Origin of the sequence: Metabacillus herbersteinensis (assembly GCF_042433335.1) — a bacterium.
GTDB lineage: Bacteria > Bacillota > Bacilli > Bacillales > Bacillaceae > Metabacillus > Metabacillus herbersteinensis.
Genome location: NZ_JBHLVO010000014.1, coordinates 1 through 16975, shown reverse-complemented (window position 1 = coordinate 16975; position 16975 = coordinate 1). Strand labels below are relative to the sequence as shown.

Sequence of the window (16975 nt, the reverse complement as noted above, 5' to 3'; positions counted from 1 at the left end):
AACTGCACTTTGGTAACTTACTTGAGTGTTTTCAACTTTTTCTTTTTTCGTGCAGCTTCAAGAGTTGCCTTAATTAACTCTAAATTTGGGCTGGAGCTTAATTTAAAAGCAATAATTTCACGGTTAAATAAGTCCATTATCACAGATAGATAGAATTTATCTTGGCCAATCTGAATTTCAGTCATATCCGTAACCCATTTTTGGTTCGGTTTGCTGGCGAAAAAATTGCGTTTTAACAGATTTTCATAAACATAACTGGCAGATTGTCCTTTAGATTCTTTTGTTGTTTTTGGGCGTCTTACTACTGTCTTTATATTGGCTTCACTCATTATTTATTTTTTACGATCTGTCCCTTCGCTTTTAGCTTTTGAGAAATTCTTTTAGCGCCATAGGTTCCTTTATGAAGAGAATAAATCCGTTTAATCTGCGTTAAAAGCTTGCGGTCTTGCTTGGGTGCCTGGTGTGTTGGACGCTTATAATGAGCATAGTATCCACTTTTGGATACTCTTAGTACACGGCATAAAAGAACTATTGAGTACTCCTTTCTCAAAAAATAGTTTTGCACAAATTATAAATGTCTAAATATACTTGTGTTTGATAATAAGTTATTAAGCATGATATAAGTGTATAAGAATTGGAACATTTGGCTTTATATTTTTTGACCGAGAGTTTAAAGTTGTATCCATAGTGAGAGGATTTGAGTTTGAAATGATAGATAACTTTTGGCGTGATTTACCACGACCATTTTTTGTGCTTGCACCAATGGAAGATGTGACAGATGTTGTTTTTCGTCACGTAGTAAGTGAAGCCGGTCGACCGGATGTATTTTTCACAGAGTTTACAAACTCGGATAGCTATTGTCATCCAGAGGGCATGAAAAGTGTGCGTGGCCGTTTGATTTTTACAGAAGATGAACAGCCAATGGTGGCACATATTTGGGGGGATAATCCCGAATATTTCCGTCAAATGAGTATTGGCATGGCAGAGCTAGGATTTAAAGGCATCGATATTAATATGGGCTGCCCTGTACCGAATGTGGCATCGAGAGGGAAAGGTAGTGGTCTTATTCTACGTCCAGACGTTGCGGCAGAACTTATTCAAGCAGCAAAAGCGGGCGGACTGCCTGTCAGCGTGAAAACACGACTTGGCGATAAGGATGTAAATGAGTGGGAGGAGTGGCTAACGCATATTTTAAAACAGGATATTGCGAACCTTTCTATTCATTTACGGACAAGAAAGGAAATGAGCCAAGTAGATGCGCATTGGGAGCTAATTCCGGAAATCAAAAAATTACGTGACCGTATCGCACCAAATACGCTACTAACAATCAATGGAGACATTCCTGACCGTCAAACTGGGCTGCAACTTGCTGAACAGTATGGTATTGATGGCGTTATGATCGGTCGAGGTATTTTTAAAAATCCCTTTGCTTTTGAAAAAGAGCCAAAAGAGCATAGCAGTAAAGAATACCTTGATCTTTTAAGACTGCAGCTTGATCTTCAAGATCAATATGCGGAAGCACTACCACGTTCAATCACAGGGCTTCATCGCTTTTTCAAAATTTATGTCAAAGGATTCCGTGGAGCTAGTGAATTAAGAAATCAATTGATGAACACGAAATCAACAGATGAAGTGCGTGCATTGCTTGATAGGTTTGGAAAAGAATGTTGATGGGACGGGGACAAGCACTTTATTTCACCAGTAAAAAGTAGGAGGTAACAAATATGACAAACAGTAACAAGGAGTTATCACTAGAACAAAGTGAAGAGTTACTAAGAGCATTGAAAGCCCGTTTTGAGAAAAACATGAACCGCCATAAAGGGATTGAATGGGCTAAAGTCCAAGCAAAGCTGAAAGCTAATCCTGAAAAACTGTGGTCGCTAGGTGAAATGGAAAGAACTGAGGGTGAACCGGATGTTGTTGGTCATGACGAGAAGAAGGACGAATACATTTTTTATGACTGTTCAGCGGAGAGTCCTAAAGGTCGCAGAAGTGTTTGTTACGACCGTGAAGCGCTTGAGTCAAGGAAAAAACATAAACCAGAAAATAACGCTATTGATATGGCTGCTGACATGGGTATTGAGCTTTTAACGGAAGAACAATACCGGGAGTTGCAGAACCTTGGAAATTTCGATATGAAAACATCGAGCTGGGTGAAAACACCTGCTAATATTAGAAGACATGGCGGGGCAATCTTTTGTGATCGTCGCTACGACACTGTCTTTGTGTACCACAATGGAGCAGAATCCTACTATGCTGCCAGAGGTTTCCGTGGCTCGCTAAGGGTCTAAATTTTGCACAGACAGCTAAATTTGAATTTGAGAACGGATCACCTTTGGGAAAGGCTTTATTTTCATTCTTCAACTATCGAGTTTTAACAGAATAAATATTGGAGTTTAGGCATATAAACATTACTTGAATTTAACATTAGCGTAAAGCAAGATAGCATCCCAATTAACCCGCTGTCACCACCCGATCTTTGTCGAAAACGAATCGACATAACTCGGTGGTGACAGCATTTTTTTTAAGAAATAAAACTAAATCTTTTAGTCGTTATAAAAGATTCAGAATAGAAAGAGTGGAATTTCCCAAGGTACACCAGGCACTAGTATTCACTTATTATTGAAGTGTATAATGAAAGATAAAAGATTAATCGGTACGTGTCAAGTTTACAAAACACCTGGGGGGGATTGTTTTGAAATCTGGTGAAGGATGTAGAATTTTAATTGTGGATGATGAGCAATTAATAAGGCAAGGGATTAAACACTATGTGCAATGGGAGCAAGAAGGTTTTCAAATTGTTGGAGAAGCATCGAATGGTCAAGAGGCTCTTGAATTAATCGAGTTAACAAAGCCACATATTGTTTTAACCGATATTGTGATGCCAATAATGGACGGTGAAGAACTAACGCGGATTGTGAAAAGCAAGTATCCACATATTCAAATCATTATCTTAAGTAGTTTCGGAGAATTTGAATATGTGAGATCAACATTCCAAAGTGGGGCTGTGGATTATATTCTAAAACCGAAACTTGATGCTGAAACGCTACTTAATGTGTTAACGACTGCAGCAAGTAGAATACCGTCATTACAATCAACTAATGCAGAAGCTAGCCTTACAATAAATATTGGTCATATGATTGAAAAGTTTGTATCAGGATATGACGTGAACTATGATGAAGATTTAATTTCACACACTTTTCCTTATGATGCTTTCTGCTTAGTAGCTGTTGATGCAAGATACCTTCCGATAATTGATGCAAAAGTAATGGATTCTTTAGGTAAGAGAATGGAAACCTTGTTTGGTGCTCATTTGGAGTTGGAGGATTTAGTCTTACAAAGTTTTAAAATCGAAGACAATGTAAGCGTATTCCTAGTTAATGGAAAGGGCGATGAACTAGTAAAGTGTTATAGTCTGGCTCATGAATTATTGAAACTGGATCATCATATTGCTGCGCTTATTTGTGATGAATTTTCAAGCTTTTCTCAAATAGGCATTAAATACAATGAAGTGATTAAGAAAATGCTGCAGTATCGTTTTTATCACCCACAATCTAAAATCATGACAGAAGAGAATTTAGCAATTGATGTACCACCAATTGCTTCCTTTAATTTGGACAAGTTTACAAATGATTTTAAACATGAGCGTTTTGAGTCAGCATTCGGTTATTTAGAGGATCATATAACGGCTTTATCAAAATCTTTTACAACTGATATCTTTGAATATAAATCTTTTTTTGGAAATGTGATTTTTAATATCACCATTCTGTTAAGCAATATGGAGTATGATGTTAAGAAATTAGAGAATGAGAAATTCAATTATTTCAATTCAATCGACCTCTCTAAAACGGCAAATGATGTTGTTGAACAATTGCATCGCTTTATAGAGAAAGCTCAGCAGATTATTTTAACGAAGAAAACTCATACAGGACATTCTAACTTCCAATTGATGCTTGATTATATTGAAGAGAATTATGCTGAAGCCTTAAACTTGACGGGAGTGGCAAACCATTTTCATTTTAATCCTTCCTACTTATCTAGTTATTTTGCTTCACATAACCAAGGTGGATTTAATGAATATTTGAATAAAATTCGTATTGAAGAAGCTGCGAAGCTTTTAATTAATCGTTCTATTCCTATAGCTGAAATAAGTGAGATCGTAGGTTACTCTGATCATAGTTATTTTTGCAAGGTCTTTAAAAAGCTAAAAGGATTATCTCCTAGTCAGTATAGAAGAAAACAAAAATTGAAATAAGCGGTGTGATTCAGAATGAAATGTTTTCAAAATCATTTTAAGCATAATGGGTTGTTCGCGATTATGTTTCTTATAAGTGTGATAAGTATTATTACCGTCTCAGTCATTATTACATGGACAACATTTCGTATGTCTGAGAATTTTTTTATTGATAAGTTCAGCATTACAAATGCCAAAGTAATGAATCAAATTAAAGATAGTTTTGAATCATATAATTACTCTATTGTTCTGGCATCAAATAACATTTTACAAAGTGGAACGATTAGGAGAATCATGACTGAGGAACAAACAAATGCGCAAAAAATGCGATCATATTATCAATTGAGTGAGCAAATGAAACGAACGAAATCATTTGTGAATGCGTTTGAGACGGAAATAATTGTTACCGGTGTTAATGGAATGAGCTATGCTACAAATCGGACATACTGGCCTATTTCTGATGAAGAGTTAAAGGAGCATGTCATCACTGAAAATTCATTAACAGAGCCTAAAAGGTTGATTTATCAATACGACCAACGAAATCAATTTACAGAAATGGCTGGAGATGCCGGGTTTATTGTCGCTTCAAAACCATTAATGGAAAGGATTTCAGGGAGTATTTACGGAATGATGTATTTTGCTATTCATGAGAGTGAGTTCAGAAAATTTTATAGCAGTTATACGAGTACGGGTAACAATGTCTTCATTCTCAACAAAACAGGCACGATTGTTTCAAGTAATAAAGTGGAACTAATTGGGGAAGAAGCTGAGGATCTTTTGCACTATGCAAAAGAAAATGAGAAAACAGATGATAACTATATTATTGAAGACTTCATGGGAACAGAGAACATCATTTTAATGGAATATATTCCTTCCCTTGATATCTATCTCTTTAATCTAATCGATAAAAAGTCGGCAATTGGTGACTTAATTAATAAAAAGCAAATTGTTTTGATTTGTATTGGCATAGTCGTTGTTGCACTTATTATTGTGTTTCTGATTTCTAGACGAATGACAAATTCATTATCTACATTAGTAAAGCAGATTTCGGATGCCTCAAAATATAATTTCGATCAATATGTCTTGGTAACTGGCACTTATGAGACAAGGCAAATCGGCAAAGCGTTTAATTCGATGCTTGACGAGCTACATGATTATTTAGAGAAACTTGTTCTTTCTCAAAAACAAAAACGAAATGCGGAACTTGCAGCCTTGCAACAGCAAATCAATCCACATTTTCTATACAATACACTTACATCTATTAAGTTTATGATTCAACAAGGTGGAAAAGGGGAGGCGGAAGAAACAATCAACTCCTTGATCTCTTTGTTACAGAATACAATTGGAAATGTTAGTGAAACAATTTCAGTTGAACAAGAAATAAACAACTTGAAAAACTACGTCTTAATTAATCAAAAAAGATACGGTGACAGAATCAAGGTAAATTATTTACTTGCACCAGATTGTTTACAAGAGCAAATTCCTAAACTTATTTTACAGCCCTTTATTGAGAATTCTTTTTTTCATGGATTTAATAATAAAACGTCCGGGTTTATCAATGTCATGGTTTGGAAAGAAAAAGGAACATTAATATGTGAAGTAATGGATAATGGCGATGGTATGGAGGTATCCTCTAGTAAACTTCCAAAAACAAAACGTAAGCACCAGCATTTTACCGGAATTGGTGTGAGAAATGTGGATGAGAGAATTCAAATATTGTACGGGAATCAATACGGTGTCACCATTCATAGTGGATTAGGTGAAGGTACTAAGGTGAAAATTATACTCCCAATCACTGAATGATAAATATTCTAAATGATTGTTGTTTCTTAAATAGGAGTTTTGTGAATGCAACCCGCTGACTAAGTAGTTGATTGGAGCGGAAGGTGCGAGACTCTTGCGGGAGAAGCGGGACAGGTGAGACCCCGCAGGCGCAGTGCGCCGAGGATGCTCACCGCCCGCTCCGCGGAAAGCGAGCATCCTGGAGCGCAAATCAACCACTCCTCTTTTGGTTAAATAGCAACAAAGTTTACGAAAACACCCTAAAAAAATTACAAGTATCTAAAGAAAATACAACCCAAGTTAATTGTAAGCGAATACATTTTATAAAAATATCACAAGTTTATAAAAATATTGTCCTAAAGAAAAGCTGAATATAGATGCTAACATAGAAGTTGCAGGAAGATAACGCTTACAAAAAAACAAAAATATGGGGGTATTTTTATGAAAAAGCTACTCGCACTAATGATGGCTTGCATGGTGATTTTGGCTGCATGTTCTTCTGGATCTAATGAGACAGTAGAATCAGATTCAAATGAATCATCAGGTTCAAAAGAAATTACAATTTGGGCATGGGACCCTAACTTTAATATTAAAGCAATGAATTTAGCGAAAGAGGCTTATCAAGCTGAAAATCCAGATTTAGAAATTAAGATAGTAGAAAATGCTCAAGCAGATATTATCCAAAAATTAAATACAAGTTTAAGCTCTGGGACTACAAAGGGATTACCAAATATCGTGTTAATTGAAGACTATCGTGCACAAAGTTTCCTTCAAGCTTATCCGGATTCTTTCCACGAAATTACAGGATCTTTTAACGCTGAAGAATTTGCTCCATATAAAATTGCACCAACTAGCTTAGATGGTAAAAACTATGGTTTACCGTTTGATACAGGCGTAACAGGCTTTTACGTAAGAACGGATTATTTAGAAGAAGCAGGCTATACACTTGATGATTTAGAAGGTATTGACTGGAATGAATACATTGAAATTGGAAAGAAAGTAAAAGAAGCAACTGGAAAGCAAATGTTGTCGCTTGATCCAAATGATCTAGGTCTAATTCGTATGATGATTCAATCTAGTGGTGCTTGGTACTTAGAAGAAGATGGAGTCACACCATTTATTGCTGGTAATGAAGCGCTTAAGAAGTCTTTTGAAATATATAAATCATTGTTGGACGCTGATCTTGTGAAGCCAATCTCTGACTGGAGTCAATTTTTAGCAGGATTTAATAGTGGAGATGTAGCATCCGCTCCAACTGGAAACTGGATTACTCCATCAATTAAGGCAGAAGCGTCACAATCAGGAAAATGGGCGGTTGTACCACAACCTAAACTTCCGGATGTAGAGAATTCTGTAAATTATTCTAACTTAGGTGGAAGCTCATGGTATGTTCTTGATGTTGATGGAAAAGAAGAAGCTACAGACTTCTTAGCAAAAACATACGGATCAAACGTTGATTTCTATCAAGATTTAGTAACGGAGATTGGAGCAATTGGCACGTACATTCCTGCAGCTGAAGGAGAAGCATATAAAGCAGCCGATGAGTTCTTTGCAGGGCAAGAAATTATCTCTGATTTCTCACAATGGGTAACGGAAATTCCACAAGTCAATTACGGTTTGCATACTTATGCTATTGAAGATATTTTGATTGTTGAGATGCAAAACTACCTTAATGGTAAGGATCTGGATCAAGTGCTAGAAGATGCTCAACAACAAGCGGAAGCACAACTTCAATAAGAGCCTTTCCTAACAAGCTTCTCATCTATTTAATATGAGAAGCTAAGCCTTGGAAACTCATCTGCTTCTGTATATAAGGATAACTTATTAGAAGCAGAACTGAGATTTCAAGGCTCTTATCTTATTCTGACAAGTTAAGGAGTTGACTTGATATGATATCAGCAAAAACGAATGAGAACATACCGGTTTCTTATACGAATAAGAAACCTTTTAATAAAGCGACGTTAATCGGCTGGTCGTTTATAACATTAGCTTCGGTATTAATCTGCTTGTTTTACTTTTTTCCAATGGTCCAAGCGCTGATCATGTCTTTCCAATCCGGTACCGGTACTAATTTGACGTTTACTGGATTAGATAATTACGCACGATTATTCAAGGACCCTACTTTTATTACAGTAGTGAAGAATACAGTTATTTATTTAATCATCCAAGTACCGGTGATGATTCTATTAGCTTTATTCTTATCTGTATTATTAAATGACAAACGATTAAAGTTTAAAGGATTTTTCCGTACGGCAATCTTCTTACCGTGTGTGACATCTCTTGTTGCATATTCAGTTATTTTTAAGTATTTATTCGGTGCAGACGGCATTATTAATATGATGTTAATGAAACTTTCTTTTATTGCTGAACCTATTCAATGGCTGACAGATCCATTCTGGGCAAAGTTGACGATCGTTATTGCGATTACATGGAGGTGGACTGGATATAATATGATCTTCTATCTATCTGCACTTCAAAATATTGATCATTCAATTTATGAAGCTGCGAAAATGGATGGAGCGTCACCAGTTCAACAATTTTTTAAGATTACGATTCCAATGTTAAAACCGATTATTCTTTTTACGTCAATTACATCTACAATTGGAACGCTTCAGTTGTTTGATGAAGTTATGAATATTACAAAAGGTGGTCCTGGAAATTCAACCATGACAATTTCGCAATATATTTATAACCTTTCATTTAAATACACACCAGACTTTGGGTATGCTGCAACCGTGTCGTATGCAATTGTAATTATGATTGTCATCTTCTCTATTATTCAGTTCAAAGTGGCAGGTGATCGAAATGCTTAATTTTAAAGGCTTGTTCAGTTACGGTGTATTAATTATCGCTAGCATTATTTCCATCTTCCCGTTCTTGTGGATGATTGTTTCTGCAACAAATAAGTCGGTTGATGTGACACAGGGAAGACTATTACCAGGGAGTCATTTTGTAGAGAATCTTAAAAATCTATTAAATACAGTAGACATTGTACCGGCCTTAATTAATTCAGCAAAGATTTCACTCTCAACAACTGTTTTATCGTTGTTAATCGCTTCATTAGCAGGTTATGGTTTTGAGATTTTCAAAAGTAAAACAAAAGATGTTGTATTTAATATCCTACTTCTTTCAATGATGATTCCATTTGCAGCGTTAATGGTTCCTTTATTCCGTATGTTTGGAACGATTTCACAAACAGTTCCGTTTTTAGGGATTGATACGTTAACATCAGCTGTTTTACCAACTCTAACTACAGCTTTTCTTATCTTTTTCTTCCGTCAGAGCACTAAGATGTTTCCAAAGGATATTCTAGAAGCTGGTCGAATTGATGGATTAAGTGAATTAGGTGTATTCTTTAGAATTTACGTACCTACAATGAAAACAACATACGCAGCAGCGGCGATCATTACATTTATGGCTAGCTGGAACAACTATTTATGGCCACTAGTTGTCTTGCAATCTCCAGAAAATCAGACGATTCCATTGCTTATTTCAAACCTAGGCTCAAGCTATGCACCTGACTTTGGAGTCATTATGACTGCAATCGTCATTGCTACTTTACCAGCTGCACTTATTTTCTTCATTATGCAGAAGCATTTCGTTGCAGGTATGATGGGTTCTGTAAAGTAATAAATTCGTGAACTTTGTTTCTATTTAACAAAGTGAGGAATGGTTGGTTGATTTGCGCTCCAGGTTGCTCGCTTTCCGCGGGGCGGGCGGTGAGCCTCCTCGGCGCTCTGCGCCTGCGGGGTCTCACCTGTCCCGCTCCTCCCGCAGGAGGCTCGCACCTTACGCTCCAATCAACTAAATAGTCAGCGGGTTGCTTTCACAAAACTCCTATTTAAGAAACAACAATCATTTAGAATAGAGCTTAAATTTTAAAATAGTTAGAGAGGAAGGGTGATAATGATGACACTGAATCCTAATATAAATTGGCTAACAGACGTAAATGTATTTGCAGTAAATCGACTTCTTGCACACTCTAGTCACGTATATTACGAGACAATGGAAGAGGCAAAAAAAGCCGCTCCTATGAAAATGAGACATAATTTGAACGGAAATTGGAAGTTTCATTATGCGATTAATCCTACTAATCGACCGGAACCTTTTTACCAACTAGATTATGAATGTGATAGTTGGAATGATATTATCGTTCCAGGTCATATTCAATTGCAAGGATATGGAAAGCCTCAGTATGTGAACACAATGTATCCTTGGGATGGTCATAACGACATTCGTCCTCCGGAAATCCCTACGGATCATAACCCTGTGGGAAGCTATGTGAAGTTCTTTCACGTTCCTGACAATATGAAAGAAAACCCTGTTTATCTTTCTTTTCAAGGTGTTGAATCAGCTTTTTATGTGTGGTTAAATGGCAAGTTCGTTGGATATAGCGAAGACAGCTTTACACCGGCTGAGTTTGAGCTTACTCCGTTTTTGCAAGAAGGGGAAAATAAGTTAGCAGTTGAAGTGTATCAAAGAAGTACTGGTAGCTGGTTAGAAGATCAGGATTTCTGGCGCTTCTCAGGCATCTTCCGTGATGTATATCTTTATACAGTGCCTAAGATGCATGTGTATGATACATATGTTCATGCAGAATTGGATGAAACATATACAAAGGGAACACTTAAAGTTGATCTTAAACTCCTATCTGCTGTTTCCAGCGGATCAAAAGTAATCGCAGAATTGGTAGACGGTACTCATCAAGTTGTAGAAACAACAAGTGTTGTAATTGATGATAACAAGCCAACATTTACGATGAAAGTGGAAAACCCTGAATTATGGAGTTCAGAAAACCCTTATTTATACAAACTATATATTCAGCTTATTAATGAATCAGGGGATATCGTTGAGGTTGTTCCACAGAAAGTTGGATTTAGACGATTTGAGCTAGTGGATAAAGTGATGAAATTAAATGGTGAACGGATTATCTTCAAAGGTGTAAATCGCCATGAATTTAACTGTCGAACAGGTCGTGCAATTTCGAAGGAAGATATGCTTTGGGATATCGAAACATTAAAGCAACATAATATTAATGCAGTTCGTACATCACATTATCCTAACCAAAGCTATTGGTATGAATTATGTGATGAATATGGAATATATGTAATTGATGAAATGAATTTAGAAACACATGGTTCTTGGCAGAAAATGGGTGCTGTTGACCCGTCTTGGAATATTCCAGGTAACAAACCAGAATGGCAAGAAATTGTTTTAGACCGTGCGAAGTCGATGTTTGAAAGAGATAAAAATCATCCATCAATCTTGATTTGGTCTTGCGGAAATGAATCCTATGCAGGTGAAGTCATTTTAAATGTTACGAAATACTTCAAATCTGTTGATACTAGTAGACTTGTTCATTATGAAGGTGTTTTCTATGACCGTCATTATAATGACACGAGTGATATGGAAAGTCGAATGTATGCAAAACCGGCAGATATAGAGGAATATTTAACGAATAATCCTGAAAAACCGTATATTAGCTGTGAGTACATGCATGCAATGGGGAATTCTTTAGGTGGAATGAATTATTATACAGAGTTAGAAGATAAATACCCGATGTATCAAGGTGGATTTATTTGGGACTATATTGATCAGTCTCTTGTAAAAGAGGACAGTTACGGAAATGAGTTTTTAGCGTATGGTGGAGATTTCGGCGATCGACCAACAGATTATGGTTTTTGTACGAATGGAATTGTCTATGCAGATCGTAAGCTTTCACCGAAAATGCAGGAAGTGAAATATTTATATCAAAATATTAAGCTGGAAGCGGATCAAGCAGGAGTAACAATAAAAAACAATCACTTGTTTAAAGATACATCTGAGTATGAGTTAAGATACACCCTTTTCCTAGAAGGTGAAGAGTGTAATCAAAAAACATTACAAGTAGATGTTTCACCACAAAGTGAACAACGAATTGAATTTGATTGGTCACCTGATGATATGAACAAATCAGGTGAGTATTGTGTGCATGTTGCTTATCTTCTAAAAGAAAAGACAATGTGGGCAGATGCAGGACATGAAGTTGCTTTTGGACAATATGTATATGAAAAAAAGTTAGGTGAATTAACGCCGTTTACTGCTAATTGCGAGTTAAGGGTAGTAAAAGGTGATGTGAATATTGGTGTACATGGTAGAGACTTTAGTATCATGTTCTCAAAGCAAGTAGGTAGTCTAGTATCTCTAAACTACTCTGGGAAAGAAATGATCGCTTTTCCGCCTGCACCGTTGTTTTGGAGAGCGACAACCGATAATGATCGAGGCTATGCACAAGCATTTCAATCAGGTTGTTGGTTATCAGCGAGTTTAGCCCGTAAGTGTACGGCTATTGAGATAACAGAAGACACAGATTCTGTAAAAGTAGCATTCTCCTACAAGTTTTCAATTAATGAAAAGGTTGAAGTGAAAACGAGCTATACTGTTTATCCTAATGGAAGTATCCATGTTAAGTCGTTATATCATGGAGCAGAAGGATTACCACAATTGCCAATATTCGCTATATCTTTCAAGGTTCCAGCAACATATGATCAACTGAAATGGTATGCAATGGGACCAGAAGAGAACTATTCCGATCGATCGATGGGAGCTCGACTCGGTATCTTTAAGAACACGGTAAAAGAAAATCTATCAGGCTATTTAAACCCTCAAGAATCTGGTAATCGCACAGGAGTACGCCGTGTGACTATAACAAGCACAAATGCCCAAGGATTAACGATTTCATCTAAAGATAAACCGATCGAGTGTAATGTTTCTCCATACACTGCTTTTGAACTCGAAAATGCTTATCATCATTATGAGCTACCAAATGTTCATTATTCAGTTATAACAGTAGCTGGAAAGCAAATGGGTGTTGGTGGTGATGACAGTTGGGGTGCACCTGTTCATGATGAACATTTACTAAAAGCTAATACGGATATGGAATTTGAGTTCATCATTCAACGTGAGGGCTGTTAATTGATAAGGAGAAAAGAGCTTGAAATCTATTCAAGCTCTTTGCTTTTTTAAACAATACTTAATACATGTTTAAGGAGTTGGATACATTGACTATTCATATAAATGATCAAAACAAACAATTTCACTTAACAAATGGCAAGATCAGTTATATTTTTCAAGTTTTAAAAAACGGTAATCTAGGGCAACTTTATTTTGGTAAGGCGATTCGGCACCGTGAAGATTTTTCGCATTTTCAAGTAAATGATATTCCTACAGCAGCAAGCTGTCACTACTATCAAGATGATCCGGCCTTCTCATTAGAAACTACACGACAAGAGTTTCCAGTAGCAGGAAAAGGGGATTTCCGTGAAGCGGCGATTGAAGTTGAAACAAGTGAGGGAAGGATAGGAAATGAATTTACCTATCAAGGATATGATGTAATAAAAGGTAAGCCGAAGCTGAAGGGACTTCCAGCAACATATGCAAATGAGGAAGAAGCAACTACCATTCTCATTACGTTAGAAGATAGCAAGATTGGTGCAAACATCGTGTTATCTTATACAATCTTTCATCATTATCCAGTTATTTCACGTAATGTATCGATAAAAAATGTTGGTGACAACACACTTTCTATTAAAAAATTAATGAGCGCATCTATCGATCTCCCTAATGCTGACTATAAAATGGTTCACTTATCTGGAACATGGTCGAGGGAAAGGCATATAAAAGAACGACAGCTTGTTCAGGGTATCTCTTCTATTTCTAGTATTAGAGGAGCAAGTTCACATCATGATAATCCTTTTATCGCTTTAAAAAGAAAAGATACAACAGAGCACGAAAACGAGGTGTACGGATTTAATTTTGTTTATAGTAGCAATTTTCTAGCGCAAGTCCAAGTCGATCACTACGAAACATCGAGAGTGATGATGGGAATTCACCCCCATCACTTTCATTGGAAACTATCAAATCTAGAAAGCTTTCAAACTCCAGAGGTTGTCATGGTTTATTCAAATGAGGGCTTGAATGGAATGAGTCAAGCTTATCATGAGTTATATCGTCACCATTTAATTCGTGATCCTTGGAAAAAAGAAGATCGTCCAATATTAATAAACAACTGGGAAGCAACGTATTTTGATTTTAATGAAGAAAAGCTTGTAAACATCGCGAAAAGTGCGAAGGAACTAGGTATTGAGTTATTCGTGTTAGACGATGGTTGGTTTGGGAAAAGAAATGATGATACGTCTTCTTTAGGAGATTGGTTTGAAGATGAAGAAAAGCTTCCAAATGGTTTAGAATCATTAGCAGAAAAATTAAAACAACTAGACATGAAATTTGGTTTATGGTTTGAACCAGAAATGATTAATCCTGTGAGTGAACTATATAATAAATATCCTGAATGGGCTGTTGGAAGACAAGGAGAACACCTAGTATATGGTCGAAACCAATTAGTACTTGATTTCTCACGACGAGAAGTTGTGGATTATATGTATGAAAAAATGGCTGGGATTATCCGTAAAACAAAGCTTTCTTATATTAAGTGGGATATGAATCGTAATATTACTGACGCTTATTCAGCAGCACTTCCAATGGATCAGCAAGGTGAATTTTACCATCGCTACATTTTAGGTGTTTATGATTTATATGAGAGACTCACACATGAATTTCCCAATGTATTATTTGAATCTTGTGCAGGTGGTGGTGGTAGATTCGACCCAGGCATGTTCTATTATGCAGCGCAAGCATGGACAAGTGATGACACCGATGCGGTAGAGCGTTTGAAGATTCAGTATGGCACGTCACTAGTGTATCCGATTTATAGTATGGGTTCACACGTATCTGCTGTTCCAAATCATCAAACACTAAGAAAAACGCCAATTGAAACAAGAGCAAATACAGCTTATTTTGGGACATTTGGTTATGAACTTAACCCACTTGAATTAAGTGAAGATGAGCGAGAGGTAATAAAATTACAAGTTCAGTTTTATAAAAATATCCGTCATTTAGTTCGAGATGGAGAGTTTTATCGACTTCAGAGTCCTTTTGAAAGTAATGAAACCGCATGGATGATTGTGTCAAAGGACAAAAAAGAAGCATTAGTAGGCTGGTATAAAGTACTAGCGACAGCTAATCCAAAGAAACAACAAGTTCTTCAATTAAAAGGGCTAAATGAAGACCAACTTTATGAAGTGAATGGTGAAGGAATATATTACGGTGATGAGTTAGTATACCGTGGATTACCATTGCCAACTGAGTTTAACGGAGTAAACGCCTCCCTTGCAGAGCGTGGGGGAGACTATCAATCTGTTGTATTTCATTTAATAGGAAAAGCTTAGTGAATCGATGATCCCGTGTTAGTGGTGCCACCCGATATTTGTCGAAAAATTCGAGTAAGAAAACGGGCAGTGTTTTTGAGAAATCAAAGCACTGCTTTTTCCTTTTAGTTAAGCAAGCATGATTCATGGAGATGTACATGAATTCATTAAACTCCTATGTTCCTGGGAATAAATTTATTTGAAATAGTAATCGCTCACGAAGAGATTGTCGATATGTATTGTGATTGTCCTATGATATATGTTAATATTTTAATAATTCCGATATTTCTTAATAGTAATAATAATATTGTAAAATATCAAAAAAATCATTATAATACTATTAATCGGAAGACAGTTGTGTTTATAGAGTGGAATGTGATGAAGGTGGTTTATTAGTTATGTTACCCAACCCCAGTTTGGTTTCGATTCTCTCCTTCGATGCTCTTTCAGAGTCTCTCCAAAGGTTCATCTAATAGCGGTCAGTTCTAATTAAATAGTTTCTGGATAATTTATTTCTCCGATGGATGATTTATTATTAATTATTTAACTTCGATCTTATCTATTTGTAATAGACTTAATTCTATTGCAGGGTTATGAGAAATGAATAGCCCGATATTAGCAATGTTGCAATTTTATCTTAAACTAGTGGGGAAATATCTATGAAAAATCTAATGAAAAAGTGGAATCAAATAAGTCTGGTAAAACAAATATCTATTGGTTTGATTATTGGTATTATCATGGCTGTATCGATTCCGGAAGCTGCCAAATCTGTTACCATTTTAGGCTCTTTATTTGTAGGTGCTTTAAAAGCAATTGCACCTGTTTTGGTATTCTTCTTGGTTATGTCGGCCATCGCGCAGCACAAAAGTGGTCACCAAACGAATATGAAATCCATTATCTTCCTATACCTTTTAGGAACGTTTTTAGCTGGATTAATTGCCGTAATTGTAAGCTTTATTTTTCCTGTAAGTATCACACTTACCAAGGGTGTTGAGGATTTGGCGGCTCCTGGCGGTGTTGTTGATGTTCTTAAAACATTACTGTTGAACGTTGTCGATAACCCTGTTAATGCAATTAATAATGCTAACTATATTGGTATTTTAGCTTGGGCAATACTCCTTGGTTTGGCTTTAAGAAATGCATCTGATACGACAAAAACGTTGATTTCCAATTTTTCAGATGCAATAAACAAAATGGTTACATGGGTAATAAAGTTCGCGCCATTAGGTATTATGGGTCTAGTGATCGAGTCTATTACAACAAATGGAATTGAGTCTTTACTAAGTTATGGAAAATTACTTGCCGTTTTGATTGGATGTATGCTCTTTGTGGCTCTTGTTGTCAACCCAATCATTGTGTTCTCAAGCTTACGTCAGAACCCATACCCACTTGTATTCAAGTGCATAAAGGAAAGCGGTATTACAGCATTCTTTACACGTAGCTCCGCTGCAAACATTCCTGTAAATATGAAATTATGCGAAAAACTAGGTTTAGATAAAGATACCTATTCTGTATCTATTCCATTAGGCGCAACCGTCAATATGGCTGGTGCTGCGGTTACTATTTCTATTTTGACGCTTGCCGCGGTTCATACACTAGGCATTCAAGTGGACATCCCTACAGCCATAATTCTCAGCGTATTGTCAGCTATATGCGCTTGCGGTGCCTCAGGGGTTGCTGGTGGCTCACTATTATTGATTCCTCTAGCATGCAG

Annotated in this window: 12 protein-coding genes; 10 read left to right on the top strand and 2 right to left on the bottom strand. The window is 36.5% G+C overall.

What is annotated here, in order from left to right; all coding sequences use genetic code 11:
* Positions 1 to 17 precede the first annotated feature (17 nt).
* Positions 18 to 329: a DDE-type integrase/transposase/recombinase gene (locus ACFFIX_RS15775; RefSeq protein ID WP_378935626.1), complete on the bottom strand. Its 312-nt coding sequence runs from the start codon at positions 327 to 329 to the stop codon at positions 18 to 20.
* On the bottom strand, positions 329 to 565 hold the full coding sequence (locus ACFFIX_RS15770) for an IS3 family transposase (RefSeq protein WP_378935624.1): 237 nt from the start codon (positions 563 to 565) through the stop codon (positions 329 to 331). Before ACFFIX_RS15770 ends, ACFFIX_RS15775 begins: the two co-directional genes overlap by 1 nt.
* A 122-nt stretch (positions 566 to 687) precedes the next feature.
* Here ACFFIX_RS15770 and ACFFIX_RS15765 point away from each other — a divergent pair, with 122 nt between their 5' ends.
* From ACFFIX_RS15765 to sstT, 10 genes are all read left to right on the top strand, one after another.
* Positions 688 to 1671 carry a tRNA dihydrouridine synthase gene (locus tag ACFFIX_RS15765; protein WP_378935622.1) on the top strand — a complete coding sequence of 328 codons (984 nt, stop codon included), beginning with the start codon at positions 688 to 690 and terminating at the stop codon, positions 1669 to 1671.
* A gap of 53 nt (positions 1672 to 1724) precedes the next feature.
* Entirely contained in the window at positions 1725 to 2291 is a 567-nt protein-coding gene (locus tag ACFFIX_RS15760; RefSeq protein ID WP_378935620.1) for a DUF4256 domain-containing protein, read from the top strand.
* A 404-nt stretch (positions 2292 to 2695) separates the two neighbouring features.
* On the top strand, positions 2696 to 4255 hold the full coding sequence (locus ACFFIX_RS15755) for a response regulator transcription factor (RefSeq protein WP_378935618.1): 1560 nt from the start codon (positions 2696 to 2698) through the stop codon (positions 4253 to 4255).
* Between the two features lie 15 nt (positions 4256 to 4270).
* Positions 4271 to 6037, top strand: coding sequence for a sensor histidine kinase (locus ACFFIX_RS15750; RefSeq protein ID WP_378935616.1), 1767 nt, complete (start codon positions 4271 to 4273; stop codon positions 6035 to 6037).
* A gap of 420 nt (positions 6038 to 6457) precedes the next feature.
* A complete protein-coding gene (locus ACFFIX_RS15745; protein ID WP_378935614.1) occupies positions 6458 to 7753 on the top strand; it encodes an ABC transporter substrate-binding protein in 1296 nt (431 codons plus the stop codon).
* Between the two features lie 152 nt (positions 7754 to 7905).
* Positions 7906 to 8829, top strand: a complete 924-nt coding sequence (locus tag ACFFIX_RS15740; RefSeq protein WP_378935612.1) for a carbohydrate ABC transporter permease — start codon at positions 7906 to 7908, stop codon at positions 8827 to 8829.
* Positions 8822 to 9646 (top strand): carbohydrate ABC transporter permease, encoded by an 825-nt coding sequence (locus tag ACFFIX_RS15735; protein WP_378935610.1) that lies wholly within the window; start codon positions 8822 to 8824, stop codon positions 9644 to 9646. The genes ACFFIX_RS15740 and ACFFIX_RS15735 overlap by 8 nt, the downstream gene beginning before the upstream one ends.
* 279 nt (positions 9647 to 9925) lie before the next feature.
* The gene (gene lacZ / locus ACFFIX_RS15730) at positions 9926 to 12970 is read left to right on the top strand and encodes a beta-galactosidase, LacZ type (protein ID WP_378935790.1); all 3045 of its coding nucleotides are present in this window, start codon (positions 9926 to 9928) and stop codon (positions 12968 to 12970) included.
* 86 nt (positions 12971 to 13056) lie between these two features.
* Positions 13057 to 15282: an alpha-galactosidase gene (locus ACFFIX_RS15725; protein WP_378935608.1), complete on the top strand. Its 2226-nt coding sequence runs from the start codon at positions 13057 to 13059 to the stop codon at positions 15280 to 15282.
* A gap of 638 nt (positions 15283 to 15920) precedes the next feature.
* On the top strand, positions 15921 to 16975 hold a 1055-nt coding region (gene sstT, locus ACFFIX_RS15720), incomplete at its 3' end, for a serine/threonine transporter SstT (protein ID WP_378935607.1).